This is a genomic window from Puniceibacterium confluentis, assembly GCF_007923445.1.
GTDB lineage: Bacteria > Pseudomonadota > Alphaproteobacteria > Rhodobacterales > Rhodobacteraceae > Puniceibacterium > Puniceibacterium confluentis.
Genome location: NZ_VOJI01000001.1, coordinates 284,784 through 308,655, shown reverse-complemented (window position 1 = coordinate 308,655; position 23,872 = coordinate 284,784). Strand labels below are relative to the sequence as shown.

The window sequence follows — 23,872 nt, the reverse complement described above, 5'->3', positions numbered from 1 at the left end:
TCCGGAGACGAGCATAGTGCCCTGAGGTCAGAGGGCAATCGCGACCGGATGCGCAGCCCCTCCGCGCCAGTGCACACCACGCTGTCGCAGTGGGGCCCGTCGCAAGGCGGCCTCTAGCGTCGGCGCCAGTGCGTCGGGACGATGATCAGCGCCCCGACCGAGGCAACGATCGCGTTGACTCCCGGCAGGCGAAAGCCAAACCCGAACATCCGCTGCACAAAATAGGCAAGGAAGGCACCGCCGATGCAGATGATGATGCTCTGCAGAATGCCATTGCGGGTAAACCCTGTGCGCTCCGAGGCATAGCCCACTATCCCGGCTATCACCACCGTGCCGATCATCACTGGAAACATCAGTCAGGCTCTCCCAGAACAGTGCCGGCAGGCAGCGCCATGCCGCGCAGGAACTCCGCGGCTTCCTGGGCCCCGCGTCCGGCCCGCTGCGCCCGTGTCACCTGCACCGCACCCTGCCCGCAGGCGACGGTAAAGGCACCGTCCAGCACCACGCCGGGCACCCCACCGCCCGCCGCCAGCCGCGACCCCAGCAACTTGACACGCTCGCCGCCGATCTGCGTCCAGGCGCCGGGAAACGGCGACAGTCCGCGAATCTGCCGGTCGATCACCTCCGCATCGCGCGACCAGTCCACCGCCGCCTCGGACTTGTCGATCTTTGCCGCATAGCTCACACCGTCTGTCGCCTGCACTTCGGGCACCAGCTGGTCCAGGCGTGACAGCGCCCGGACGATCAGCCCCCCCCCCCGCAGCGACAGCCGGTCGTGCAGCGTGCCGGTGGTGTCTTCCGCATTTATATCCACCTCCTCGCGCAGCAGCACCGGGCCGGTGTCCAGTCCGGCCTCCATCTTCATGATGCACAGGCCGGTCCGCGTATCCCCGGACAGGATCGCCCGGTGGATGGGCGCCGCCCCCCGCCAGCGCGGCAGCAGCGACGCATGGATGTTCAGGCACCCGAGAGGCGGCGCATCCAGCACCGCTTGCGGCAGGATCAGCCCATAAGCCACCACGACCGCCACATCGGCGCGAAGCGCCGCAAAGTCATCCTGTTCCTGCACGCCTTTCAGCGACACCGGATGCCGCACCGGCAGCCCCATCGCCTCGGCCCGCGTCTGCACCGGCGACGGGCGGTCGCGCTTTCCGCGCCCGGCGGGACGCGGCGGCTGACAATAGACCGCGGCAATCTCGTGCCCGGCCGCCACCAGCGCCTCCAGCACCGGCACCGAAAACTCCGGCGTCCCCATGAACACGATCCGCATGCCGCCCCTTCCCTTCTGTGCAGGGACATCGCCCTGCGTCTTCGGGTCACAAATATCCCAGAGAGCGCGAAAGAAAGCGTCTCTCGCAGCCCCCGCCGGGGGCTTGCCTGCAAACCTAGACTGCCTTGCGCGCCCTGCGCAGCAGCATATCGCGCTTTGTCTTGCTCAGGTGGTCAAAATACATCCGCCCCTGCAGATGGTCGATCTGGTGTTGAACCGAGGTGGCCCAGAGGCCGACAAAATCCCGGTCCTCGACCGCGCCTTCCGCGTTCAGGAACCGCACCGTCACCGCCCTCGGGCGCTTCACCTCGGCCCAGACCCCGGGCAGATTCGGGCTGCCCTCGTCGTGGGCCCGCAGATCGACGCTGGCGTGCAGCACTTCGGGGTTTGCCAACAACACCGCCTGCCCACGCTGTTGCGACGCATCAACAACCGCCAGCCGCAGCAGAACGCCGATCTGCGGCGCCGCCAGACCCACCCCCGGCATTGCCTCCATCGTGTCGACCATGTCGGCCCAGAGCGCCCGGATCTCGTCAGTAATTTCGCTCACGGGCTGCGCCACCGCGCGCAACCGCCGATCGGGCCAGGGTATGCAGCGCCGTGCGGTCACAGGGCACCATACTCGGCCATCAGCGCATCCCGCGCCTGCGGCTCCAGCCGGTCAAAGGTCACCAGACCATCAAGGTGATCCAGCTCGTGCTGCGCACAGCGTGCCGCCGGTCCCGACAGGGCCTGCGACTGCAACGCGCCGTCCAGATCCAGAAATTCCAGGGTCACGCTCTCCGACCGGGCCACCTCGGCGACCACCCCGGGAATCGACAGACAGCCCTCGCCCCCGACCGCCACCTCGCCCGACGTCGCCGTGATCCGGGGATTGATGCAGACCACAGGTGTCCTTGCGCCCGTCTTCCAACCGACATCCATCACAAACAGCCGCTGCAGGGCCCCGATCTGAGGCGCGGCAAGTCCCCGACCCGGCGCGTCATACATCGTCTCGAACATGTCCGCGACCAGACTGCGCACCGCCGCGACATCCTCCACCGGATCACAGACCCGGGACAGCCGCGGATCGGGCCAGCGCAGGATCGTCAGCACTGTCATCCGCGCGCCATGTCCCGCTTCATCTTCACCATCTTGCGGGTGATCATCTGACGGCGCATCGGTTTCAGATAGTCGATGAACAACTTGCCCTCGAGGTGGTCGATCTCGTGCTGCACACAGGTCGCCCAGAGGCCGGAAAACTCTTCCTCCCGCGGCGTGCCGGTCTGGTCGATCCAGCCCACACGCACCTCGGCGGGCCGCTCGACATCGGCGAACTGCTCGGGGATCGACAGGCAGCCTTCTTCATAGATGTTGCGCGCATCCGACACCGCCAGCACTTCGGGATTGAACATGATCAGCGGCCGCGGCGACTCGGTCTCGCCCTTGACACAGTCCAGCACGATCAGGCGGCTCAACACGCCGATCTGCGGCGCCGCCAGCCCGATGCCCGGCGCATCATACATCGTCTCGAGCATGTCCGAGGCCAGGGCGCGCAGCTCATCCGTCAGGTCCGCCACGGGGGCGGCCACTTTCTTGAGCCTTGGGTCGGGGTGCAGGATGATCGGGCGTTTCATGCGCCTGCATGTAGGACAACACCGCAGCGCGCGCAATATCCCGGTGCGGGATACCGCCCCGCACGCTCCTGCCCTTGCGGCCACCGGCCCATGCGTTAGCTTCCGGATCAACCGACATCCACGACCCAGGAACGCATCCCCACCATGACCTTCAGTTTTGACCAGCAGATCGACCGCCGCGGCTCCCATTGTTCCAAGTGGGACCTGATGGAAACGCTTTATGACGTCTCGCCGGACGACGGACTTGCGATGTGGACTGCCGACAGCGAATACCCCACCGCCCCCTGTGTCATCGACGCCCTGCGCCGCGCCGCCGACCATGGCATCTTTGGCTACACCAGCGCCTATCCGGAGTACCTGGACGCCATCCAGTGGTGGATGCAGACCCGGCACAACTGGCAGATCGACACCGGTTGGATCCTGACCACCCAGGGCCTTGGCAATGCCATCGCCCTGAGCCTGGATGTCTGGAGCGCGCCCGGCGACGGCGTTGTGACCTTCAGTCCGGTATACCACGAGTTCCGGCACAAGATCGAACGCGCCGACCGCCGTCTCGTCGAATGCCCGCTGAAACGCACGGGCGACACCTACGCGCTCGATCTCGACGACGCCCAGTCCCGCCTGGACGGCAGCGAAAAGATCCTGATCTGGTGCTCGCCGCAAAACCCTTCGGGCCGGGTCTGGACCCGGGACGAGCTGCGCGCCGTGGCCGATTTCGCCACCCGCAACGACCTGTTGCTGATTTCTGACGAAGTCCACCAGGATCTGGTCTACCCGGGCCAGACCTTCGTGCCGATGCATGTGGCGGCCCCGGAGGCGCAGGACCGGCTGGTGGTGCTCACAGCGGCATCGAAAACGTTCAACATTGCCGGTCAGCGCACCGGCAACATGATCATCCCGGACTCCTCGCTGCGCGCGGCGATGGCCAGACGCCTGAACACGCTTGACTACAAGCCTGCGGCCCTGTCGCTGACGATGATCGCCGCCGCCTACTCTCCCGCGGGGGCTGCCTGGGCGGATGCTCAGCTGGAGCACCTTGCCGGCAACCGTGCCGTGTTCGATGCCGCTGTCAACGCCATCCCGGGCGTGCACTCGCTGCCACTGCAATCGACCTATCTTGCCTGGGTCGATTTCTCGGGCACCGGAATGACCTTTGACGAATTCGACACCCGCATCCGCAAGGCCGCCCGCATTGCCCCCAGCGCCGGCCCCGGCTTTGGCGCGGGCGGCGAAAGTTTCGAGCGCTTCAACCTCGCGATGTCCCGTGCGCAGATCATCGAGGCGGGAAACCGGTTGCAGGACGCCTTTGGCGACCTGCAGTGAGTCTGCCCCCGCCGCCTCAGCGCGGCGGGCGGCTGCGGTAGACCGGCAGGCACCAGCCATAGTGGATGGATCCCGCCCGCAGCGTGAACGTCATTGCGGCACAGGCCAGAGCGGCCAGGCCCGGGCCGAAACCAACCGCGGCGGCAATCACCGTGGCTGTGGATCCGGCAAAGGCGCAGGTGACATACAACTCGCCCTGACGCAGCACCAGCGGCACTTCGTTGGACACGACATCGCGCATCAACCCGCCGAGACAGCCGGTGATCATGCCCATGACTACCACCACCGCAGGCCCCTGGTCCAGCGACAGCGCCACCCCCGAGCCCGCCGCCACCGCAACGGCCAGCGCGCAGGCATCCAGCCAGAGCAACAGGCGATAACGGCTCTCGAACAGATGTGCGGTGAAAAACACCCCCAGTGCCGCACCGCAGGCCACCAGCAGATAGGTCGGCTCGGCGATCCAGAACACCGGGTTGCGATCCAGCAACACATCCCGCACCGTGCCCCCGCCGACCGCCGTCAGACAGGCGAGAAAGAAGAAGCCCACGATGTCCAGCTGCGCCCGGCTGGCCACCAGCGCGCCGGTCAAGGCAAAGACCAGCACCGAGGTATAGTCGAGCAGGGTCATCAGGCTCATGGCTCACGGCTCCGGTCAGGGTGCGGGCAGGATGCCGCACCGCTGCCTATCGCGCCGACCTGTCGCTGTCACTCGAAAGCCGCGCACACTGCCAGGCAGGCAACCGCCCGGACGTCAGCGTGCAGATTTGAACGGCGCCATGCCGGCACGGGCCAATTCGTCCGCCCGTTCATTCTCGGGGTGGCCGGCGTGGCCCTTGACCCATTCCCAGATGACCTTGTGACGTTTCTGCGCCGCGTCCAGACGCTGCCACAGCTCGACGTTCTTGACCGGCTTTTTCGCGGCCGTCATCCAGCCATTGCGCTTCCAGCCATGGATCCAGCTGGTGACGCCGTTCTTCACATAGGCGCTGTCGGTCACGATGGTGATTTCGCTGTCCCGGGCCAGCGCCTCGAGCGCGTGGATCGCAGCCAGAAGCTCCATCCGGTTGTTCGTCGTCGCAGCTTCGCCGCCGGACAGTTCGCGCTCCTTGACGGTCTTTCCACCTTCGGTCGCGCGCATCAGCACGCCCCAGCCACCCGGTCCCGGGTTTCCGCTACAGGCGCCATCGGTATATGCATGAAGTTTGGCCATGCCCGCCATGTCGCCTTACCGGCCGCGGGCGTCAAGAGCTATGCCACGGCAGGATGCGGATTTCGCACGACAGGTTGCCCCCCGCCGCCCGCCAGGGCGCGGACACCGGACGCCGCCATCCGGTACGACCGGCGGACGCCAGCGCCCAGGCGCAACCTTCCGACTGTGCAGTCTGCGGAACATCCACCATGGGACCACCCCAGGTCGCGCGCCCTTCTTCTCTTCAAAAATACTCGGAAAAAGACCGCTCAGCCACCCCTGCGGTTACAGGAAGCGCCGCCAGAGCATCCTGCGCCAGCGCACCGCCGGACACCGCGCCACCCGGTCTGGCTCGGAAGCGGTGCGGCCCGCGGTGCCGGTTTCAAACCGGTTCGCGCAGGATGCGCGGCACCTTGAACTCGACATTCTCCTGTGCGGTCTCGACCATCTGGACCCGCACATCATAACGGGCCCGGAAGGCGTCGATCACCTCATTGATCAGCACTTCGGGCGCCGAGGCACCGGCAGTGATCCCGACCGAGCGAATGCCCTCGAGCGCGCGCCAGTCGATATCCGTGGCGCGCATCACCAATTGTGAATACGCACAGCCCGCGCGCCTTCCAACCTCGACCAGCCGCTGCGAGTTGGACGAGTTCGGCGCCCCCACCACCAGCAACGCGTCGCAGTCGGGCGCCATCGCCTTCACCGCTTCCTGACGGTTTGTCGTGGCGTAACAGATGTCTTCCTTATGTGGCCCGACAATCGCCGGGAACCGGCGCTGCAGGGCGGCAACGATACCGGCGGTGTCTTCGACCGACAGCGTGGTCTGCGTCACAAAGGCCAGCCGGGACGGATCACGCACGTCGACGCGGGCAACATCCTCCACAGTCTCGACCAGCAACACGTCCCCGTCGGGCAGCTGCCCCATGGTGCCCACGGTTTCCGGGTGTCCCGCATGGCCGATCATGATCATCTGCAACCCGTTCTCGCCATGACGGGCCGCCTCGATATGGACCTTGCTGACCAGCGGGCAGGTCGCATCGACATAGACCATCTCCCGGCGCGCCGCTTCGGCCGGAACCGCTTTCGGCACACCGTGGGCCGAAAAGATCACCGGCCGGTCTGGCGGGCACTCGTCCAGCTCTTCGACAAAGACCGCGCCCTTGTCGCGCAGACCGTCGACGACGAACTTGTTGTGCACGATCTCGTGGCGCACATAGACCGGCGCGCCCCATTTTTCCAACGCCATCTCGACGATCTTGATCGCCCGGTCCACGCCGGCGCAGAAGCCGCGCGGCGCGGCCAGATACAGGGTAAGGGGTGTGTGTTGCATCAGGCTGTCTCCTGCCGTCAGACGTAAGACCTGCGGCGTCCGGGGTCCAGTGCCCGGCGGCAGGAATGTGCGCCCGAGAATTTTCGGACGAAAATTCTCAGGACGCCCCAAAGGCGGCCCGGGTGGCCCAGGCCAGGGCGATGTACCGCCCGGTCTTGGCGATGAAAACCAGTGGCAGAAAGACCCGGAGCGGCGTGCGCAGGACCCCGGCAACCACCGTGATCGCGTCCCCCAGCGGTGCCCAGCTGAGCAGCAGTGACCAGACGCCCCATCGCTGATACCACTCCTGGGCGCGGCGCAGCTGCGGTTCGGACACCGGGAACCAGCGCCGATCGCGGAACCGTTCGATGCCGCGACCCATGGCATAATTCACCACCGATCCGGCGGTATTGCCGATACTGGCCACCGAGACGATCATCCACAGGGGCACCGTGTCCCGCAGCTGCAACGCCACAAAGACGATTTCGGACTGAAACGGCAACAGGGTCGCCGCCCCGAATGCTGCGGCGAACAGCACGGCCAGAGCCGTGATCTCGGTTCCGAGCCAGGTCATCAAAGTCGCGGGCCAGTCATCCCCTACGGGCCCGCGCCATGTCAGTTGCCGTTGCTGGCGACTTCAAAGCTGCGCTCGACCGGCACTTCGCGCGGCGGCCGACCGATCACGTCCTTCAGCTCGTCGAGCTCGATGAAGTTGTCGGCCTGGCGGCGCAGCTCGTCCGCGATCATCGGCGGCTGGCTGCGGATCGTCGAGACCACGGACACCCGAACGCCCTGACGCTGCAGGCTTTCCACCAGCGGGCGGAAATCGCCATCGCCCGAAAACAGCACGATGTGATCGACCCGCGGCGCCAGCTCCATGGCGTCCACGGTCAGCTCGATGTCCATGTTGCCCTTTACCTTACGGCGGCCCTGACTGTCGGTGTACTCTTTCGCCGGCTTCGTAACCATCGTGAAGCCGTTGTAATGCAGCCAGTCCACCAGGGGGCGAATCGGCGAATATTCGTCATTCTCCAGCAGGGCGGTATAGTAGAACGCGCGCAGCATCTTGCCGCGACGCACGAATTCCTGACGCAGAAGCTTGTAATCGATGTCAAACCCAAGTGCCTTTGCAGCGGCATAAAGGTTGGATCCATCAATGAACAGCGCCAGCCGTTCGTCCTTGTAAAACATCAAATTTCCTTTCGATAATGTCCGACCCGCCGCCCGTGAGTTGAAGAGTGGCGTGTGAGTGTCTGAATGCAACGGCGGATCTACAGGCGATAAAAGTAGATAATTCTACACGGTGTTCAACCCGCAGGTTGTGTGCAAAAGGATAGTCCCATGAGAGCAATTGAACAAGACAGCTTGATCGCGCTAGGATCAAATCTGGGTGCGTTGACCCGTAACCCTACGGAAACTCTGGATTTGGCGATACAGAAAATCGCCAGATCCGGCCTGAAGGTGCGCAAAATTAGCCGTTTTTATTCAACGCCTTGTTTTCCTGCAGGCGCTGGCCCCGATTACGTTAATGCCGCTATGGTTGTGCGCTGCGCCGACATTCCCGGCATAATATTGCAGCGCTTGCATGCGGTCGAAAATTCCCTTGGCCGCAGGCGGACAGAGCGTTGGGGCATGCGCACCCTGGATCTTGATCTGCTTGGAGTCGGCAATATCGTGCTGCCGGATGCTGCAGAACAGGCAAAATGGCGCGCATTGCCACCCGAAACCCAGGCCCGGATCGCCCCCGAGCAACTGATCCTGCCGCACCCGCGCCTGCAGGACCGTGCTTTCGTACTTGTGCCACTGGCCGAAATTGCGGCACAATGGGTTCATCCGACACTGGGACGCACCGTCGCCCAGCTCTGCGATGCGCTCGACCCGGCAGCGCGCGCCGAGGTCGTGCCTTTGTGAGCAATCCTGCCTTGTCATCCGCCCCGGCCCACGCTAAAGCTGCGGTTTCCAAGGCGAACCGACAGAACTGGAGTGTTCCATGGCACGCGTCACCGTAGAAGATTGCGTCGACAAAGTCCCCAACCGCTTCGAGCTGGTAATGCTCGCAGCACACCGCGCCCGCGAAATCGCCGCAGGCGGGGCGATTACCGTGGACCGTGACAACGACAAGAACCCGGTCGTCGCCCTGCGCGAGATCGCGGATGAGACCCAGTCCGCCGATGAGCTGCGCGAGCGTCTGATCGAGAGCAACCAGACCCAGATCGAAGTCGACGAGCCGGAAGATGATGCCATGGCGCTGCTGATGGGCTCCGAGCCTGACAAGCCCGCCGAGGACGACATGTCCGAAGAGAAACTGCTGCGCGCGCTGATGGAGGCGCAAGGCCAGGGCTGAGGCCCGCATCAGATGCGGGCCAGTTAAGGAGAGAGTCGCATGATCGCGGCCGAAGATCTGGTTGCACTGGTCCGCAACTATAACCCCAAGACCAATGCCGATCTGATTCGCGCCGCCTATGCATATGGCGACCGCATGCACGACGGCCAGGTGCGTCATTCCGGCGAACCCTATTTCACCCACCCCGTGGCCGTCGCCGCGATCCTGACCGAACAGCAGCTCGACGATGCCACGATCATCACCGCGCTGCTGCACGATACGATCGAAGACACCAAATCCACCTATTCCGAAGTCTCGCGCCAGTTCGGCCCCGAGGTCGCGATGCTGGTCGACGGCGTCACCAAGCTGACCAATCTGCAACTGTCGAGTTCGGAGACCAAGCAGGCCGAGAATTTCCGCAAGCTGTTCATGGCCATGTCCAAGGACCTGCGGGTGATTCTGGTCAAGCTGGCCGACCGTCTGCACAACATGCGCACGATCAAGGCGATGCGTCCCGAAAAGCAGCACCAGAAAGCCCGCGAAACCATGGACATCTACGCCCCCCTCGCGGGGCGGATGGGCATGCAGTGGATGCGCGAAGAGCTTGAGGATCTCGCCTTCCGGGTGCTCAACCCCGAGGGCCGCGCCAGCATCATCCGCCGCTTCATCACCCTGCAGAAAGAGGCGGGCGACGTGATTCACCGGATCACCTCGGACATGCGGCACGAGCTGGAAAAGGCCGGGATCGAGGCCGAAGTCTTTGGCCGCGCCAAGAAGCCGTATTCGGTCTGGCGCAAGATGCAGGAAAAGGAGATGGGCTTCTCCCGTCTGTCGGACATCTACGGTTTTCGGGTCATCACCCGCACGGAACAGGACTGCTATCAGGCTCTGGGCGCGATCCATCACCGCTGGAAATCGGTGCCGGGCCGGTTCAAGGACTACATCAGCCAGCCGAAGTCGAACGGTTACCGGTCGATCCACACCACGGTGTCGGGCCGCGACGGCAAGCGGGTCGAAGTGCAGATCCGCACCCGCCAGATGCATGATGTCGCCGAGACCGGCGTGGCGGCGCACTGGTCCTACCGCGACGGCGTGCGCTCGGAAAACCCCTTTGCCGTGGACCCGGTGCGCTGGATCGCCTCGCTCACCGAACAGTTCGACGGAGAGGACGACCACGACGAATTCCTCGAGGCGGTCAAGCTCGAGATGTACACCGACCAGGTGTTCTGCTTCACCCCGAAAGGCGACGTGGTCAAGCTGCCGCGCGGCGCCACACCGCTGGATTTTGCCTATGCGATCCACACCCGGATCGGCTCGGCCTGCGTCGGGGCCAAGATCGACGGACTGCGGGTGCCGCTCTGGACCCGGATGAAGAACGGCCAGTCCGTGGACATCATCACCGCAGAGGGCCAGACCCCGCAGGCCACCTGGCTCGACATCGCCACCACCGGCAAAGCCAAGACCGCCATTCGCCGCGCCCTGCGCGAGGCAAATCGCGAGAGGTTCGTGAAACTCGGTCAGGAACTGGCCCGCTCCGCGTTCGAGAATGTGGGCAAGAAAGCTTCGGACAAGGCGCTGGAAAAAGCCGCGCGCACCCTTCGCCTCGGGGATCGGGAAACGCTTCTGGCCCGCCTCGGCAGCGCCGAGATCACGGCCCGGGAAGTGGTGCAGGCGGTCTACCCTGACCTTGCCCCGGCCAAGGCCGGAGACATCGACCTCAAACGCGCCGTGGTCGGCATCACCGAAGGTCAGAGTTTTGAACGTGCGCCCTGCTGTCAGCCGCTGCCCGGCGAACGCATTGTCGGCATCACCCAGCGCGGGCGCGGCGTCATCGTGCACTCGATCGACTGCGCCGCGCTGGCCACTTTCGAGGATCAGCCGACCCGCTGGCTGGATCTGCAATGGGCCACAGGGAACCATGCACCGATCTACGCCGTTTCACTGGATATGACCATTGGCAACGACGCCGGAGTTCTGGGACGGATTTGCACATTGATCGGAGAGCAGAAGGCCAATATCTCGGATCTCAAGTTCGAAGACCGGAAGCCCGATTTCTACCGGGTGCTGCTGGACATCGAATTGCGGGACGCAGAGCACCTGCATTCGGTCATCTCGGCGCTCGAGGCGGAACGTGACGTTGCAACAATAGACCGACGGCGCAATCCGTCACTCAGCGTGGCGCAGGCAGCCGCGGAATAGAACGGGAAGGACGGGCAGCGTGGTCTTCAAACGCCGGGACAGGCGACCGATCTGGAAGCTGGCGCTCGAAGCCCTCTGGCCCCGCGGCGGATGGGGACGGGCGGCCCGCTATGTCCAGCACCGCCTTCACCGTCTGCCCGATCCGCCGGAACGCATCGCCCGCGGGATCTTTGCCGGGGTTTTCACCACGTTCACCCCCTTCTACGGCCTGCACTTCATTGTCGCCGGCAGCCTGGCATTCATCATGCGCGGCAACATTATCGCCTCGCTGCTGGCCACGTTCTTTGGCAATCCTTTGACCTACCTGCCGATCGGCATCGTGTCGATGAAGACCGGCTACTGGCTTCTCGGGCTGAACCGCGATCCGTCCCTGCATGGCTCGCTGGGGGAAAAGTTTGCCGAAGCCGGCGAGGAGTTGTGGCGCAATCTGCTGACCCTCTTCAACGGCGGCAACCCCGACTGGCACGGGCTGTCGATCTTTTACCACGAAGTGTTCTTTCCCTACATGGTGGGCGGGATCATCCCCGGCATCGTCACCGGACTCATCGCCTACTACCTGTCCGTTCCGGTGATCCGGGTCTATCAGAACCGCCGCAAAGGCGCGCTGAAAGCCAAGCTTGCTTCTCTGAAAAAAAAGAAGAAACAGGCTGACGGCAGCCCCGCGGGCGACTAGCCTGCGGCCAGTGACTGAAACAGCCGGAAGACCGCAATGACCACCCCGACAGGACCCCTGCGCCTTGGCGTCAACATCGACCACGTGGCCACGGTGCGCAATGCCCGCGGCGGCGCCACCCCCGACCCGCTGCGGGCCGCATTACTGGCACAGGAAGCCGGCGCGGACGGCATCACCGCCCATCTGCGTGAAGACCGCCGCCACATCTCCGATGCCGATATCGAAGGTCTCATGGCGGTGCTGAAGGTGCCCCTCAACTTCGAGATGGCCGCAACCGACGAGATGCAGAAGATTGCCCTGCGACATAAACCGCATGCCGTCTGCCTGGTGCCGGAAAAGCGCGAGGAACGCACCACCGAGGGCGGGCTGGACGTCGCACAGGACGAAAACCGGCTGGCGCATTACATCGCGCCGCTGCGCGAAGCGGGCTGCCGGGTCTCGATCTTCATCGCCGCCGACGCGCGCCAGATTGATGCCGCACACCGCATCGGGGCGCAGGTGATCGAACTGCATACCGGCGCCTATTGTGATGCCCATTCCGGCGGCGACTTCACGGCCCGTGACGCGGAACTGGACAAGCTGCGGACAATGGCCGCCCATGCACATGCCCTTGGACTCGAAGTGCATGCGGGCCACGGACTTACATATGAGACCGTGCACCCTGTTGCCGCGTTTCCGGAGGTGATGGAACTCAATATCGGACATTTCCTGATCGGCGAGGCGATCTTTCGCGGATTGCAGCCGGCAATCGCCGAGATGCGCCGCCTGATGGAGGACGCCCGGCCGTGAGCCCGCCCAAGACTTTTGCAAAAAAGTCTTGGCAAAAGTTTTTTTTAAAACTTTTGCGCCCTCCGGCACCCTCCTCCTGTGGCACCGGATTTCGGGGTTCCATCGCCGGGATCCGGCGCGTCACCGGTCCTCGATTTCTGCCGCAGGGAGTATGCGGATGATCCTTGGCATCGGCACCGATCTTGCCAACATCGACCGCATCGCGGCAACGCTGGACCGTTTTGGCGCGCGTTTTCGCGACAGGGTCTTTACCGAGACGGAACAACGCAAGGCCGAGCGGCGCAGGGACGTCGCCGGGACCTATGCCAAGAGATGGGCCGCGAAGGAGGCCTGCTCCAAAGCCCTGGGCACCGGCTTGCGCATGGGCATTTCCTGGAAAGACATGGCTGTTTCGAACCTGCCGACCGGTCAGCCGGTCATGGCGGTGAGTGGCTGGGCCGAGAAGCGGCTTGCCGAGATGACGCCGCCGGGTCACGAGGCGCTGATCCATGTGACCCTGACGGACGATCACCCCTGGGCGCAGGCTTTCGTGGTGATCGAGGCGCTGCCGCTCCGGACGGCGGCGGCGCCGCCGCCTCGTCGCGGGACATGACCTCCCAGCCCCGGGAGCCTTGTCCTTGACACGCCCTGCCCACGGCAGCATGTAGCGCGGGAACGTCAGGCAGAGGGCATGCGCAATGGCATCCGACAGCGGCAAGGGCAACGGTTTCGTCGAAACCATCAAGACGGTGGTCTACGCGCTGCTGATCGCAGGTATCTTCCGCACCCTGTTCTTTCAGCCGTTCTGGATTCCGTCCGGGTCGATGAAGGACACATTGCTGATCGGCGACTTCCTGTTCGTGAACAAGATGGCCTATGGCTATTCCTATGCGTCCTGCCCCTCGGTCTATCTGCCGGGAATCGGCATCGACATAGATGCCGCCGACATCTGCGGATTTCTCGATGGAGACAACAGCCGTATTCTGGGCGGCGAGCCGCAGCGCGGCGACGTGGTTGTCTTTCGCCACCCGGTTTCGGGGCGCGATTTCATCAAGCGGCTGATCGGCCTGCCCGGCGAAACCATCCAGGTCAAGGACGGCCTGCTGTACATCAACGGCACGCCGGTGCAGATCGACCCCGCCGGCACCTTTGAGGAAACCGCCGAGCCGCAGGGCCCCCAGGGGCTGCGACCGCGCTGCGCCAATGGACCGGTCGGCGACGGCGGCATCTGTATCAAGGAACGCTTTACCGAAACCCTGCCCAACGGCGTCAGCCATGACATTCTCAACATCGGGACACAGGGGTCCGACAACACGACAGTCTATACCGTGCCCGAGGGTCAGTACTTCTTCATGGGTGACAACCGCGACAATTCGTCCGACAGCCGCGTGCCTGCCATCACCGGCGGCGTCGGGTTCGTGCCCTATGAAAACATCGTCGGCCGCGCCGACCGCATCGTATTTTCGTCCGCCGGCCGTTCCATGCTGTACTTCTGGACATGGCGCGCCGATCGTTTCTTCAAGGGAATCCATTGAAGTTATCGGCTGATCTGAAGGCGCTGCAGCAGCGACTGGGCCATGACTTCTCGCGCCCGGAGCTGCTGTTGCGCGCAGTGACACATGCCTCGATGTCGGGCCCCAACAGGGATGACAACCAGCGGTTGGAATTTCTTGGCGACCGGGTGCTTGGCCTCGTCATGGCCGAGGCGCTGCTGGCCGGAGACCGCAGCGCGTCCGAAGGCCAGCTCGCCCCGCGGTTCAACGCCCTTGTGCGCAAGGAAACCTGCGCCGACGTTGCCCGCGAGATCGACCTTGGCGCGGCGTTGAAACTTGGCCGGTCCGAGATGCTCTCGGGCGGGCGGCGCAAGCTGGCCTTGCTGGGTGACGGAATGGAGGCGGTCATCGCCGCCGTCTACCTTGACGCCGGGTTCGAGGCCGCCAGGGCAATGATACTCCGTCACTGGGGCGAGCGGATCTCCCGGGTCGACGAGGATGCGCGCGACGCAAAGACCGCATTGCAGGAATGGGCACAGGCGCGGGGTCAGCAGCCGCCGCGCTACACCGAAACCGCCCGCTCGGGTCCGGATCACGCCCCTGTCTTCACCATCCGCGCCGAACTGGACGACGGCGCCTTTGCCGAAGCGACAGCCGGGTCAAAGCGGCAGGCCGAACAGATGGCAGCGAAGGCTCTGCTGGAACGCGTCGAGCAACGTGGCTGACGCCGCCTCCCGCGACAACCTGCGCGGCAGCGCCTTCATGGTCGCGGCGATGATCGGATTTGGACTCGAAGACGCTTTCTTCAAGGGCGCGACCGCCTCTGGCGGAATCAGTCCCGGCGTCGCCACGGTTCAGTTCGGACTGCTGGCCATGGCGCTCTTTGCCGCGCTGACACGGGTTCAGGGCCGCCGCCTTTGGAATCCCGCCTATGTGCAGCGCGCGTTGCTGATCCGGACCGCCTTTGAAATTGTCGGTCGGCTGTTTTTTGCCCTGGCGCTCGCCTACACACCACTGTCCACTACAACTGCAATCCTGCAGGCCGCGCCGCTGGCGGTGATGGCAGGTGCCGCGCTCATTCTGGGTGAAAAGATCGGCCCCCGCCGCTGGGCCGCCATGGCCGTCGGTTTTGTCGGCGTGCTGCTGATCGTGCGCCCGTCGCCTGCGGGGATCGAAGCCAATGCCATCTTTGCGCTGCTCGGCATGATCGGGTTTGCAGGCCGGGACCTGGCCACCCGCACCAGTCCGGCGCAGGTTCACAGCAGCCAGCTCGGCCTGCTCGGCTTTGCCGTGGTGACGTTCGCGGGCCTGGTGATCATTGCCTTTGAGCCCGGCGCTCCCGGTCTTCCGACCACCTCCGCCGCTCTGGCGATCTGCGGCACCGCGGTGTGCGGGGTGCTCGCCTACTCCGCCCTCACAGCGGCGATGCGCACCGGCGAAGTCTCGGTTGTCGCTCCGTTCAGGTATTCCCGCCTGATTGTCGCGCTGGTGCTTGCCGTCACGCTGTTCGGTGAACGCCCTGATATGATGACCCTGGTCGGTGCTGCCATTATCGTGCTCAGCGGCCTGTACACTCTGTTGCCCGCCCGCTGGCGTCGCCTGCGCCCCTGATCCGCCTTCAACCACGGACCCTGCCATGCCAGACCCGCTCGACCAGACCATGCCGCGGCTGAACGACCACCCGAACTGGGTCTACCTGCTGCGCGAATTCGAAACTCTGTACCGGCACGGCTCTGCCGGTGGCAGCAAAGCCATTCGCGCCCATCGCAAGAAGGTGCGCGAGACCCTGACGGCGGTGATCGACCGCAACCCGGAACTGATCCCCCGCGCGCCTGCGGCAAAACCCGTGACCACCCACCTGGACCACGCGCTGGATCTGGCAGAACGCGACTCACTGCGTGGACTCGCCCGCGCGCTCAGCCGCGTCTCGCAGGATCTCACCTGGGAATTCGGTTACGAAACCATGCCGAAGACGCTCGAACGCAAATACGCCTATTGCGAGGTGCTTGGCCCTCAGGGACCGATCCGCGCCGAACGGCTGATCCTCGGGTTTGTCCTGTTCGCGCCCAGCACCACCTACCCGCAGCACAGCCACAAAGAGATCGAGGAAAGCTATATTTCGGTCGCCGGCGCCTGGTCCGAAAATGATGGCGCCGTCTACGCCCCGGGGTCACTGATTCTGAACCGCCCCGAACACGAACACCGCATCACCACCGGCGAACGCGATCCCTGCCTGCTGGCCTATGCCTGGGTCGGCGCCGAAGACCGCCTTGCTGCGCCGGGGATGAAACTGTCGTACCGGCGCAGACCCCGGATTCCCCCGGGCTGAGCGGGTCTCCGCTCTGGTGTGGCGGCGGCGCGCGCGGGTGCGAGGCCCGGACCCGGCACGGTGTCCCGGCAAGGTGCTTTCCGGCCTGCCCCAATCCACCTCTGGCCCTGCCCCGGATTTTCGCCTATAGCCCCTGACTTGCAACCACGGGAAAGCCCGCCATGAGCCAACGCGCCGGATTCGTCGCCCTGATCGGAGAGCCCAACGCGGGCAAATCCACCCTGACCAACCGCATGGTCGGGGCCAAGGTCTCTATCGTGACCCACAAGGTCCAGACCACCCGCGCCCGCATCCGTGGCGTGGCCATCGAAGGCGAGACCCAGATCGTCTTTGTCGATACCCCGGGTCTCTTTGCCCCCAAACGCCGGCTGGACCGGGCGATGGTCGCCGCCGCGTGGTCCGGTGCTTCGGATGCCGATATCGTGGTGCTGCTGATCGAGGCGCACCGGGGCATGTCCGAGGGCGTGAAAAACATTCTCAAGGGTCTGGGCGACATCGGCGCCAACCGGAAAATCGCCCTGGCGATCAACAAGATCGACAAGGTCAAGGCCGAGACTTTGCTCGATCTCAGCAAGCAGATGAACGAGGCCTATGCCTTTGCGGAAACCTTCATGATTTCCGCCGAACGCGGCTATGGCGTCGACGATCTGAAGAAATGGCTCGCCGGCGAGTTGCCCGAAGAGCCCTGGCTGTACCCCGAGGATCAGATCGCCGACCTGCCGATGCGCATGATCGCCGCAGAGATGACGCGCGAGAAACTGACCCTGCGTCTGCATCAGGAACTGCCGTACCAGCTGACGGTCGAAACCGATCACTGGACCGAGCGCGAAGATGGCACCGCCCGCATTGACCAGGTGATCTATGTCGCCCGCGACGGTCACAAGGGCATCCTGCTCGGGCACCGGGGCGAGACGATCAAGGCGGTCTCCAAAGCGTCGCGCGAAGAGCTGGAAGAGTTTCTGGGTCGCAAGGTTCACCTGTTTCTGCAGGTGAAGGTCCGCGAAAAATGGCTTGAGGAATCAGAGCGTTACTCTGAAATGGGCCTGAATTTCAAAGACGGGAATGTCTGAGCCGCGCCTTGCCGCCGCGTTCTGGGTTCAGGCCTATATGCGCCGCCTGTCGCTGCACGACATTCCTGCCTTCGTGGTGCATCGCGGCGACGACACCGCCGGTGCTGTGCTGGTCAAGCTCAACAGGCTCGACGGCACGGCGCAGGCGTACACCCGCAGCTTTGATCTGATGACCGACACGCGCAAATGGTCCGAACTGGCCAGCGGCCCGGACCGCGACGTCGAGGACACCGTTGCCCGCCAGCGCAGCTTCGATTCGGATCTCTGGGTGATCGAAGTCGAGGACCGTCAGGGCCGCCACCTGCTGGACCAGCCCGGCCTCGACAGCTGAGGGCTGCACCGGCATCTGCGGCCCCGCCCTGGTCCCTTGCGTCTGCCGCCCTGCGGGCCCACTCTTGGGGAATGGACTGGCGCGACACCGGCATTCTTCTCACCACCCGCAGGCATGGCGAATCCTCGGCCATACTCGAGGTGTTTACCCCGACGCGGGGCCGTCACGTCGGTGTGCTGCGCGGCGCCACGTCCCGCAAGATTGCCCCAAGCCTGCAACCCGGCGCCCAACTTGATCTCAGCTGGCGCGCCCGGCTCGAAGATCACATCGGCAGCTTCACGATCGAACCACAGCGCTCGCGTGCCGCGCTCGCAATGACCGACCGGCTGTCACTCGCCGGACTGAACGCCGTGGTCTCCCTGCTCGCCTTCTGCCTGCCGGAGCGCGAAGCCCATCCGGCCCTCTATCAGCGCACCGAATCGCTGCTGGATCTGCTTGGCCAACCGCAGATCTGGCCACTGGCATACCTGCGCTGGGAAATGGCCCTGCTCGAGGAAATGGGGTTTGGCCTCGACCTTTCGGCCTGCGCTGCCACCGGCGCCAATGATCAGCTGATCTATGTCTCGCCCCGCACCGCCCGCGCCGTGTCAGCCTCGGGTGCCGGGGAATGGGCGGATCGTCTGCTGCCGCTGCCTGCCGTCATGCTGGGTCAGGGCGACGCCAGTGATAGCGAAATCTGTACCGCCCTTGGCACCACCGGGCATTTCCTGGCCCACCACCTTGCCCCGGCGCTGGGGGACCGACCGCTGCCCTCTGCCCGCGCCGTGTTTGTCGACCGGCTCAGCCGGGGGCGACGCGGCTGAACACCATCTGTTCGCCGTCATCATTCGACAGTGTCAGGCTGAACTCTTTGACGATCGCCACCGTCATCCGGCCCAGCGCCGACAGGAAGGCCGCCTCCTGGTCCTGCTGCGGGCAACTGCGCTTGGTCACAGTCAGCGGGCCCGGCGCAAACCACGGATAGGGCGCAGTCTGGGGGCCGGAAAACGTGTTGCATGGCCCTGCGCCGACAATCTGCCAGGCGCGGGGAAACGAAACCGATGCCCGGGCGTTGAATGCCTGCCCGTTGAGCGTCTGAAGGGCAAAGACATCGTCATCGGCCCCATAGGCGCGCAGCGATTCGTCCCGGGCACAGGCGGACAGGAACACCAGAATGGCGACGGACAGAAATTTCATGCGCTGCACCGTGCCAGCGCCCCGTTGCGAACGCAAGGCAACCCCGGGGCAGGGCACCGGGCAGGATGCGTCAACGGGAACAGTCGGTTGACCGCGCGGCATCTTCCCTGTGGCCACAAAGCAAGATAGGAACGGCTTATGAGCTGGACCATACCAAATATCCTCACCGCCCTGCGCCTGCTGGCTGCCCCAGGCGTTGCCGTGATGTTTCTGTATTTCACCCGGCCCTTTGCTGACTGGTACGCCCTGACCCTGTTTGTCAGTGCCGCCATCACCGACTGGTTCGATGGCTATCTGGCCCGGGCCTGGGGTCAGCAGACCAAGCTCGGCACCATGCTGGATCCGATCGCGGACAAGGCCATGGTGGTGATCGCCCTGATGGTGATCGTCGGATATTCTTCGATGTCCCCCTGGCTGGTGCTGCCCGCGACGTTCATCCTGTTCCGCGAAGTCTTTGTTTCGGGTCTGCGCGAATTTCTCGGGGATACCGCCGGGACGCTCAAGGTCACGAAACTGGCCAAATGGAAAACCACGTTGCAGATGATCGCCATTGCGGTGCTCTTTGCCCAGGGGGTGTTCGAGCATTATCTTGGCATGTCGGTCTGGGGCATGGACCCGCAGATGGTGGGCGACATCCTTGACGGACGCATCGAGGACCTGCACGGGTTGTGGTGGAAAGAAGCGGGCATGGTCTGGTCGGGGCAGATCGGGCTTGTCCTGCTTTGGGTCGCCGCCGCGCTGACCATGGTCACCGGCTGGGACTACTTTCGCAAGGCGATCCCCCATCTGAGAGAGGAACCCTGATGGATATTCTCTATTTTGCCTGGGTGCGCGAACGCATCGGTCTGCCGAAAGAGCGTGTGACGACAAAAGCCGCCACCGTGGCAGAGCTTGTCACCGAGTTGCGCGCCCGCGAAGACCGCTATGCCGCAGCCTTTGCCGACCTTTCCGCCCTGCGGGTGGCGGTTGACCAGGAGCTGACCGATTTTGACGCCTCGCTAGAAGGGGCGCGCGAAGTGGCGTTTTTCCCGCCGATGACCGGGGGCTGACATGCGCATCGTCGTCCAGGAAGAGCCGTTTGATCTAGGCGCCGAGGCCGAGGCTTTCGCAGCCTCGCGCAGTGACATGGGCGCCATCGTGACCTTTACCGGCGTGGTGCGTGACCTTTCCGGCAAGGATCTCGAGGTGATGGAGATCGAACATTATCCCGGAATGACGGAAAAGGCCGTGGAGAAGATCGCCTCCGAGGCCGCGCAGCGCTGGTCGCTGGGTGATGTACTGGTGATCCACCGGTATGGACGTCTGGTGCCCGGCGACAGGATCATGATGGTCGCGACCGCCGCGCCGCACCGCCGTGATGCGTTTGAAGCCGCTGATTTCCTGATGGATTATCTCAAATCCCGCGCGCCGTTCTGGAAGAAAGAGCATACCGCCGCCACCGCGGGCTGGGTCGCGGCCAAAGACGAAGACGAGGATGCCTTGTCGCGCTGGTGAGCCCCTGACCCGCGCAGGACTCTTGCCATGCTTCCCCAGCGGTCATAATCATTGACCAATTCACCCCTCGTTCTTCGGTAGTTTCGCTCATGCCCTTTCGCCAGATCCAGCCGGAAAAGCTGTCGACCGCCGTCACCCGGCAGATCGAAAAGCTGATCCTGCGCGGCATCCTGCGCCCGGGCGAGCGTCTGCCGGCCGAACGCGAGCTGGCGGAACGTCTGGGTGTGTCGCGCCCCTCTCTGCGCGAGGCGGTGGCGGATCTGTCCGAACGCGGGTTGCTCAACAGCCGCGCCGGTGCCGGAATCTATGTGGCCGACGTCCTTGGATCGGCCTTTTCCGACGCACTGATCGCCCTGTTCGCCGACCATGACGAGGCGGTCTTTGACTACCTGTCCTTCCGGCGGGACATGGAAGGACTGGCTGCAGAACGCGCGGCGCGGCTGGGATCCGACACCGACCTTCAGGTGATCAAGGAAGTGTTCGAGCAGATGGAAGCCGCACACCAAAAGCGCAACCCGGCGGACGAGGCGCGGCTGGACGCGGATTTTCACCTGTCGATTTTCGAAGCCAGCCACAACGTGGTGATGCTGCACATGATGCGGTCAATGTACCAGCTGCTGCATCAGGGGGTGTTCTACAACCGCCAGATCATGTTCAAACAACGCACGACCCGCGACATGCTTCTGGGCCAGCACCGCGCGATCAACGACGGGTTGCAATCACGTGATCCCGTCGCCGCCCGCGCCGCAGTCGAAGCGCATCTCGACTATGTCGAGGCCTCTTTGGCCGAGAACCGCAAGGCCGAGCGCCACGAGGAAATCGCGCGGCAGCGGTTCGAGAGGGTCAAAGGCCGGACCTGAGTCCCCCCGAACAGCTGACGGCAGAGCCTGTGACTGGCCTAGGCCCGGTGCCATTCCCGATCGCCATCCGCGTCCTGCACCCGTGTCGGCAGGCCGAGGGTATCCAGCAGGGTGAACAGCGGTTTCGGGTCCAGCTCTTCGACGTTGACCATGGTGCCCAGATCATAGGTGCCATCGGCAATCAGCATCGCCATCGCGACCGGCGGCACGCCTGCGGTATACGAGATGCCCTGGCTGCCGACTTCGTTGTAGGCGTCCTTGTGATCGGCGACATTGTAGACAAAGACCTCGACCGGCGCGCCGTCGCGGGTGCCTTTGACCAGATCGCCGATGCAGGTCTTGCCGGTGTAATCCGGCGCCAGCGTTGACGGGTCCGGCAGCACGGCCTTCACAACCTTCAGTGGCACCACTTCCAGTCCCTCGGCGGTCACCACCGGCTGTTCCGACAGCAATCCGAGATTTTGCAGCACGGTGAACACGTTGATGTAGTGATCGCCAAAGCCCATCCAGAACCGGACATCGGCCTGCGGGTAATTTGCCGCCAGCGAATGCACCTCGTCATGGCCTGACAGATAGGCCCTTTGCTTGCCCACCACCGGCAGATCCCAGTCGCGCCCGACTTCGAACATGGCGTTGCTCTGCCAGGCCCCGTCCTGCCAGCTGTAGACCGTGCCGGTAAATTCGCGAAAGTTGATTTCCGGATCGAAATTGGTCGAAAAATACCGCCCATGCGACCCGGCGTTGATATCGACGATGTCGATCGACGTGACCTCGTCCATGAACTGATCCACGGCAAAGCGGGCAAAGGCATTCACCATGCCCGGATCGAACCCCGCGCCCAGAATTGCGGTGACCCCCGCTTGGGCGCAATCCTCGCGACGCTTCCATTCGTAGTTGCCGTACCACGGCGGCGTTTCGCAGATCTTGGCCGGATCTTCGTGTATCGCGGTATCAATATACGCGGCGCCGGTCTGGATGCAGGCCTCGAGCACCGTCATGTTCACAAACGGCGAACCGACGTTGATCACGATCTGTGCCCCGGTCTGCGTCAGAAGCGCGGCGACCGCCGCACTGTCCATCGCGTCCACGGCATGGGCGGCAAACACGCCGTCCTGCTTCATCGCGCCCTTGTCATGCACGCTTTGCAGAATCGCCTCGCATTTCGAAACGGTGCGGCTGGCGATATGCAGGTCGCCAAGCAGGTCATTGTTCTGTGCGCATTTATGCGCCACGACCTGCGCCACGCCGCCGGCACCGATGATTAGAACGTTGCGTTTCATGACTCTCAAAGACCTTTCGTATCGTTCAGGACAGCGCAGCGGCAAAATCGTCATAGCCGAAATCGCGCACCAGCCGTGTGGTTCCGTCCAGTTCACGGATCGCAATGCCGGGCATCTTCACGCCATTGAACCAGTTCTTTTTGACCATCGTGTAACCGGCCGCATCCTGGAACGAGATCCGGTCACCTGCCTGGAGCGGCGCGTCAAACCGGAATTCGCCAAAGATATCGCCCGCCAGACAGGACTTGCCGCAGATCATCCATTCGTGCGGGCCGGTGTCAGGGCTGATCTTGGCGGATTCACGGTAGATCAGCAGGTCCAGCATGTGCGCCTCGATCGAACTGTCGACGATGGCCAGATTCTTGCCGTTGAACATCGTGTCCAGCACGGTCACCTCCAGTGTCGCCGCCCCGGTGATCGCGGCCTCGCCTGGCTCGAGGTAGACCTGCACCCCGAAACGAGCGGCGAAAGCCTTCAGGCGGGCAGCCAGGCGGTCCAGCGGATATCCGTCACCGGTGAAATGAATGCCGCCACCGAGGCTGACCCACTCCATTGACGGCAGAACCGCGCCAAAGCGGTCTTCGATCAGGGTCAGCATCTCGTCGAACCGCTCAAAACTGTCGTTTTCGCAGTTGTTGTGGAACATCAAGCCGCTGATCCGGTCCGCAACCTCGGCGATCCGGGCAGGATCGCTTTCGCCAAGCCGGCTGAACGGGCGCGCCGGATCCGCCAGATCAAAGCCCGAGGTCGACACACCCGGGTTGGCACGCAGCCCGCGCACGTGGCCCTGCGCCGCACCGGCGAACTTGTTCAGCTGGCCGATGGAATTGAAAATGATCTTGTCGCTGTGCGCCAGCACCTCGGCCATCTCGTGATCGGCATAGGCGACCGAATAGGCGTGGGTTTCGCCCGGGAACCGGGTGTGGCCCAGCTTGACTTCGTACAGCGAGGACGATGTCGAGCCATCCATGTAGTCGGCCATGAAATCGAACACCGACCAGGTTGCAAAACACTTGAGAGCCAGCAGCGCCTTTGCCCCCGAGGCTTCGCGCAGCCAGGCGATCTTTTGCAGGTTGGGGAGCAGGCGTGACTTGTCGATGAGATAGTAAGGCGTCTGCAAGTCAAAGTCCTCTCGGTGGGCCGCGTCGGGTCGTGCCCCCGGGAAT

Annotated in this window: 31 protein-coding genes; 18 read left to right on the top strand and 13 right to left on the bottom strand. The window is 64.1% G+C overall.

The genetic code is table 11. From position 1 onward, the window contains the following. Positions 1–113: 113 nt before the first annotated feature. The 5 genes from FOY53_RS01425 to def (FOY53_RS01405) all read right to left on the bottom strand — a co-directional run bounded on the left by FOY53_RS01425 (position 114) and on the right by def (FOY53_RS01405) (position 2,886). Positions 114–353 (bottom strand): hypothetical protein, encoded by a 240-nt coding sequence (locus FOY53_RS01425; protein ID WP_146584930.1) that lies wholly within the window; start codon positions 351–353, stop codon positions 114–116. Next, positions 353–1,270 carry a methionyl-tRNA formyltransferase gene (gene fmt, locus FOY53_RS01420; protein WP_146584928.1) on the bottom strand — a complete coding sequence of 306 codons (918 nt, stop codon included), beginning with the start codon at positions 1,268–1,270 and terminating at the stop codon, positions 353–355. Before fmt ends, FOY53_RS01425 begins: the two co-directional genes overlap by 1 nt. A 115-nt stretch (positions 1,271–1,385) precedes the next feature. Further along, positions 1,386–1,880 carry a peptide deformylase gene (def, locus tag FOY53_RS01415; protein WP_146584926.1) on the bottom strand — a complete coding sequence of 165 codons (495 nt, stop codon included), beginning with the start codon at positions 1,878–1,880 and terminating at the stop codon, positions 1,386–1,388. After that, positions 1,877–2,371 carry a peptide deformylase gene (def, locus tag FOY53_RS01410; RefSeq protein ID WP_146584924.1) on the bottom strand — a complete coding sequence of 165 codons (495 nt, stop codon included), beginning with the start codon at positions 2,369–2,371 and terminating at the stop codon, positions 1,877–1,879. The genes def (FOY53_RS01415) and def (FOY53_RS01410) overlap by 4 nt, the downstream gene beginning before the upstream one ends. After that, complete coding sequence (def, locus tag FOY53_RS01405; RefSeq protein ID WP_146584922.1) at positions 2,368–2,886, bottom strand: peptide deformylase; 519 nt, start codon at positions 2,884–2,886, stop codon at positions 2,368–2,370. The genes def (FOY53_RS01410) and def (FOY53_RS01405) overlap by 4 nt, the downstream gene beginning before the upstream one ends. A gap of 144 nt (positions 2,887–3,030) precedes the next feature. Between def (FOY53_RS01405) and FOY53_RS01400 the strand changes: the two genes are divergently transcribed. Continuing rightward, a complete protein-coding gene (locus tag FOY53_RS01400) occupies positions 3,031–4,209 on the top strand; it encodes a MalY/PatB family protein (RefSeq protein ID WP_146584920.1) in 1,179 nt (392 codons plus the stop codon). A gap of 16 nt (positions 4,210–4,225) precedes the next feature. Here the strand turns inward: FOY53_RS01400 and FOY53_RS01395 are convergent, their stop codons facing one another. The 5 genes from FOY53_RS01395 to FOY53_RS01375 all read right to left on the bottom strand — a co-directional run bounded on the left by FOY53_RS01395 (position 4,226) and on the right by FOY53_RS01375 (position 7,901). After that, positions 4,226–4,846 carry a trimeric intracellular cation channel family protein gene (locus FOY53_RS01395; protein ID WP_146584918.1) on the bottom strand — a complete coding sequence of 207 codons (621 nt, stop codon included), beginning with the start codon at positions 4,844–4,846 and terminating at the stop codon, positions 4,226–4,228. A 114-nt stretch (positions 4,847–4,960) separates the two neighbouring features. Continuing rightward, positions 4,961–5,419 (bottom strand): ribonuclease HI, encoded by a 459-nt coding sequence (gene rnhA, locus FOY53_RS01390; protein ID WP_146584916.1) that lies wholly within the window; start codon positions 5,417–5,419, stop codon positions 4,961–4,963. 361 nt (positions 5,420–5,780) lie between these two features. Next, a complete protein-coding gene (gene ispH, locus FOY53_RS01385; protein WP_146584914.1) occupies positions 5,781–6,731 on the bottom strand; it encodes a 4-hydroxy-3-methylbut-2-enyl diphosphate reductase in 951 nt (316 codons plus the stop codon). A gap of 97 nt (positions 6,732–6,828) precedes the next feature. Then, entirely contained in the window at positions 6,829–7,284 is a 456-nt protein-coding gene (locus FOY53_RS01380) for a YqaA family protein (RefSeq protein WP_146584912.1), read from the bottom strand. 41 nt (positions 7,285–7,325) lie between these two features. Next, positions 7,326–7,901: a LabA-like NYN domain-containing protein gene (locus FOY53_RS01375; protein ID WP_146584910.1), complete on the bottom strand. Its 576-nt coding sequence runs from the start codon at positions 7,899–7,901 to the stop codon at positions 7,326–7,328. A gap of 150 nt (positions 7,902–8,051) precedes the next feature. On the opposite strand from FOY53_RS01375, the gene folK reads away from it, so the two are divergent. From folK to recO, 13 genes are all read left to right on the top strand, one after another. Further along, on the top strand, positions 8,052–8,621 hold the full coding sequence (folK, locus tag FOY53_RS01370) for a 2-amino-4-hydroxy-6-hydroxymethyldihydropteridine diphosphokinase (protein ID WP_146584907.1): 570 nt from the start codon (positions 8,052–8,054) through the stop codon (positions 8,619–8,621). Between the two features lie 79 nt (positions 8,622–8,700). Then, a complete protein-coding gene (gene rpoZ / locus FOY53_RS01365; protein WP_146584905.1) occupies positions 8,701–9,054 on the top strand; it encodes a DNA-directed RNA polymerase subunit omega in 354 nt (117 codons plus the stop codon). Positions 9,055–9,093: 39 nt separating this feature from the next. Then, positions 9,094–11,232: a RelA/SpoT family protein gene (locus tag FOY53_RS01360; protein ID WP_146584903.1), complete on the top strand. Its 2,139-nt coding sequence runs from the start codon at positions 9,094–9,096 to the stop codon at positions 11,230–11,232. A 19-nt stretch (positions 11,233–11,251) separates the two neighbouring features. Further along, a complete protein-coding gene (locus FOY53_RS01355) occupies positions 11,252–11,905 on the top strand; it encodes a DUF2062 domain-containing protein (RefSeq protein WP_146584901.1) in 654 nt (217 codons plus the stop codon). 36 nt (positions 11,906–11,941) lie between these two features. After that, positions 11,942–12,694: a pyridoxine 5'-phosphate synthase gene (locus tag FOY53_RS01350; RefSeq protein ID WP_146584899.1), complete on the top strand. Its 753-nt coding sequence runs from the start codon at positions 11,942–11,944 to the stop codon at positions 12,692–12,694. Between the two features lie 157 nt (positions 12,695–12,851). Further along, complete coding sequence (gene acpS / locus FOY53_RS01345; protein WP_146584897.1) at positions 12,852–13,286, top strand: holo-ACP synthase; 435 nt, start codon at positions 12,852–12,854, stop codon at positions 13,284–13,286. An 85-nt stretch (positions 13,287–13,371) separates the two neighbouring features. Further along, entirely contained in the window at positions 13,372–14,208 is an 837-nt protein-coding gene (gene lepB, locus FOY53_RS01340; protein ID WP_146584895.1) for a signal peptidase I, read from the top strand. Beyond that, complete coding sequence (gene rnc, locus FOY53_RS01335) at positions 14,205–14,891, top strand: ribonuclease III (protein ID WP_146584894.1); 687 nt, start codon at positions 14,205–14,207, stop codon at positions 14,889–14,891. Before lepB ends, rnc begins: the two co-directional genes overlap by 4 nt. Beyond that, on the top strand, positions 14,884–15,777 hold the full coding sequence (locus tag FOY53_RS01330) for a DMT family transporter (RefSeq protein WP_281289538.1): 894 nt from the start codon (positions 14,884–14,886) through the stop codon (positions 15,775–15,777). Before rnc ends, FOY53_RS01330 begins: the two co-directional genes overlap by 8 nt. A gap of 25 nt (positions 15,778–15,802) precedes the next feature. Beyond that, the gene (locus FOY53_RS01325; protein ID WP_146584892.1) at positions 15,803–16,495 is read left to right on the top strand and encodes a dimethylsulfonioproprionate lyase family protein; all 693 of its coding nucleotides are present in this window, start codon (positions 15,803–15,805) and stop codon (positions 16,493–16,495) included. 161 nt (positions 16,496–16,656) lie between these two features. Then, positions 16,657–17,565, top strand: a complete 909-nt coding sequence (era, locus tag FOY53_RS01320) for a GTPase Era (protein ID WP_146584890.1) — start codon at positions 16,657–16,659, stop codon at positions 17,563–17,565. Then, positions 17,558–17,896 (top strand): DUF1491 family protein, encoded by a 339-nt coding sequence (locus tag FOY53_RS01315; protein WP_146584888.1) that lies wholly within the window; start codon positions 17,558–17,560, stop codon positions 17,894–17,896. The genes era and FOY53_RS01315 overlap by 8 nt, the downstream gene beginning before the upstream one ends. A gap of 71 nt (positions 17,897–17,967) precedes the next feature. After that, positions 17,968–18,699, top strand: a complete 732-nt coding sequence (gene recO, locus FOY53_RS01310) for a DNA repair protein RecO (protein ID WP_146584886.1) — start codon at positions 17,968–17,970, stop codon at positions 18,697–18,699. Here recO and FOY53_RS01305 read toward each other — a convergent pair. Further along, on the bottom strand, positions 18,677–19,072 hold the full coding sequence (locus tag FOY53_RS01305; protein WP_146584884.1) for an META domain-containing protein: 396 nt from the start codon (positions 19,070–19,072) through the stop codon (positions 18,677–18,679). The genes recO and FOY53_RS01305 overlap by 23 nt on opposite strands. Positions 19,073–19,210: 138 nt before the next feature. Between FOY53_RS01305 and pgsA the strand changes: the two genes are divergently transcribed. The 4 genes from pgsA (at position 19,211) to FOY53_RS01285 (ending at position 21,426) form a co-directional block, all read left to right on the top strand. Next, entirely contained in the window at positions 19,211–19,876 is a 666-nt protein-coding gene (pgsA, locus tag FOY53_RS01300; RefSeq protein ID WP_146584882.1) for a CDP-diacylglycerol--glycerol-3-phosphate 3-phosphatidyltransferase, read from the top strand. After that, positions 19,876–20,121, top strand: coding sequence for a molybdopterin converting factor subunit 1 (gene moaD / locus FOY53_RS01295; protein WP_146584880.1), 246 nt, complete (start codon positions 19,876–19,878; stop codon positions 20,119–20,121). Before pgsA ends, moaD begins: the two co-directional genes overlap by 1 nt. A 1-nt stretch (position 20,122) precedes the next feature. Beyond that, a complete protein-coding gene (locus FOY53_RS01290) occupies positions 20,123–20,566 on the top strand; it encodes a molybdenum cofactor biosynthesis protein MoaE (protein WP_146584878.1) in 444 nt (147 codons plus the stop codon). Positions 20,567–20,655: 89 nt separating this feature from the next. Next, entirely contained in the window at positions 20,656–21,426 is a 771-nt protein-coding gene (locus FOY53_RS01285) for an FCD domain-containing protein (RefSeq protein WP_146584876.1), read from the top strand. A 38-nt stretch (positions 21,427–21,464) separates the two neighbouring features. On the opposite strand, the gene FOY53_RS01280 is transcribed toward FOY53_RS01285, so the two are convergent. Further along, positions 21,465–22,706: a saccharopine dehydrogenase family protein gene (locus FOY53_RS01280; protein ID WP_146584873.1), complete on the bottom strand. Its 1,242-nt coding sequence runs from the start codon at positions 22,704–22,706 to the stop codon at positions 21,465–21,467. A gap of 25 nt (positions 22,707–22,731) precedes the next feature. Further along, on the bottom strand, positions 22,732–23,826 hold the full coding sequence (locus FOY53_RS01275; RefSeq protein WP_146584871.1) for a carboxynorspermidine decarboxylase: 1,095 nt from the start codon (positions 23,824–23,826) through the stop codon (positions 22,732–22,734). Positions 23,827–23,872 lie beyond the last annotated feature (46 nt).

Bases quoted from the DNA above. Each gene is read 5' to 3' on its own strand.
- FOY53_RS01425 (WP_146584930.1), bottom strand. From the start codon at position 353: ATGTTTCCAGTGATGATCGGCACGGTGGTGATAGCCGGGATAGTGGGC.
- fmt (WP_146584928.1), bottom strand. From the start codon at position 1,270: ATGCGGATCGTGTTCATGGGGACGCCGGAGTTTTCGGTGCCGGTGCTG.
- def (WP_146584924.1), bottom strand. From the start codon at position 2,371: ATGACAGTGCTGACGATCCTGCGCTGGCCCGATCCGCGGCTGTCCCGG.
- def (WP_146584922.1), bottom strand. From the start codon at position 2,886: ATGAAACGCCCGATCATCCTGCACCCCGACCCAAGGCTCAAGAAAGTG.
- FOY53_RS01400 (WP_146584920.1), top strand. From the start codon at position 3,031: ATGACCTTCAGTTTTGACCAGCAGATCGACCGCCGCGGCTCCCATTGT.
- FOY53_RS01395 (WP_146584918.1), bottom strand. From the start codon at position 4,846: ATGAGCCTGATGACCCTGCTCGACTATACCTCGGTGCTGGTCTTTGCC.
- rnhA (WP_146584916.1), bottom strand. From the start codon at position 5,419: ATGGCCAAACTTCATGCATATACCGATGGCGCCTGTAGCGGAAACCCG.
- ispH (WP_146584914.1), bottom strand. From the start codon at position 6,731: ATGCAACACACACCCCTTACCCTGTATCTGGCCGCGCCGCGCGGCTTC.
- FOY53_RS01380 (WP_146584912.1), bottom strand. From the start codon at position 7,284: ATGACCTGGCTCGGAACCGAGATCACGGCTCTGGCCGTGCTGTTCGCC.
- FOY53_RS01375 (WP_146584910.1), bottom strand. From the start codon at position 7,901: ATGTTTTACAAGGACGAACGGCTGGCGCTGTTCATTGATGGATCCAAC.
- folK (WP_146584907.1), top strand. From the start codon at position 8,052: ATGAGAGCAATTGAACAAGACAGCTTGATCGCGCTAGGATCAAATCTG.
- rpoZ (WP_146584905.1), top strand. From the start codon at position 8,701: ATGGCACGCGTCACCGTAGAAGATTGCGTCGACAAAGTCCCCAACCGC.
- FOY53_RS01360 (WP_146584903.1), top strand. From the start codon at position 9,094: ATGATCGCGGCCGAAGATCTGGTTGCACTGGTCCGCAACTATAACCCC.
- FOY53_RS01350 (WP_146584899.1), top strand. From the start codon at position 11,942: ATGACCACCCCGACAGGACCCCTGCGCCTTGGCGTCAACATCGACCAC.
- acpS (WP_146584897.1), top strand. From the start codon at position 12,852: ATGATCCTTGGCATCGGCACCGATCTTGCCAACATCGACCGCATCGCG.
- lepB (WP_146584895.1), top strand. From the start codon at position 13,372: ATGGCATCCGACAGCGGCAAGGGCAACGGTTTCGTCGAAACCATCAAG.
- FOY53_RS01325 (WP_146584892.1), top strand. From the start codon at position 15,803: ATGCCAGACCCGCTCGACCAGACCATGCCGCGGCTGAACGACCACCCG.
- era (WP_146584890.1), top strand. From the start codon at position 16,657: ATGAGCCAACGCGCCGGATTCGTCGCCCTGATCGGAGAGCCCAACGCG.
- FOY53_RS01315 (WP_146584888.1), top strand. From the start codon at position 17,558: ATGTCTGAGCCGCGCCTTGCCGCCGCGTTCTGGGTTCAGGCCTATATG.
- recO (WP_146584886.1), top strand. From the start codon at position 17,968: ATGGACTGGCGCGACACCGGCATTCTTCTCACCACCCGCAGGCATGGC.
- FOY53_RS01305 (WP_146584884.1), bottom strand. From the start codon at position 19,072: ATGAAATTTCTGTCCGTCGCCATTCTGGTGTTCCTGTCCGCCTGTGCC.
- pgsA (WP_146584882.1), top strand. From the start codon at position 19,211: ATGAGCTGGACCATACCAAATATCCTCACCGCCCTGCGCCTGCTGGCT.
- moaD (WP_146584880.1), top strand. From the start codon at position 19,876: ATGGATATTCTCTATTTTGCCTGGGTGCGCGAACGCATCGGTCTGCCG.
- FOY53_RS01290 (WP_146584878.1), top strand. From the start codon at position 20,123: ATGCGCATCGTCGTCCAGGAAGAGCCGTTTGATCTAGGCGCCGAGGCC.
- FOY53_RS01285 (WP_146584876.1), top strand. From the start codon at position 20,656: ATGCCCTTTCGCCAGATCCAGCCGGAAAAGCTGTCGACCGCCGTCACC.
- FOY53_RS01280 (WP_146584873.1), bottom strand. From the start codon at position 22,706: ATGAAACGCAACGTTCTAATCATCGGTGCCGGCGGCGTGGCGCAGGTC.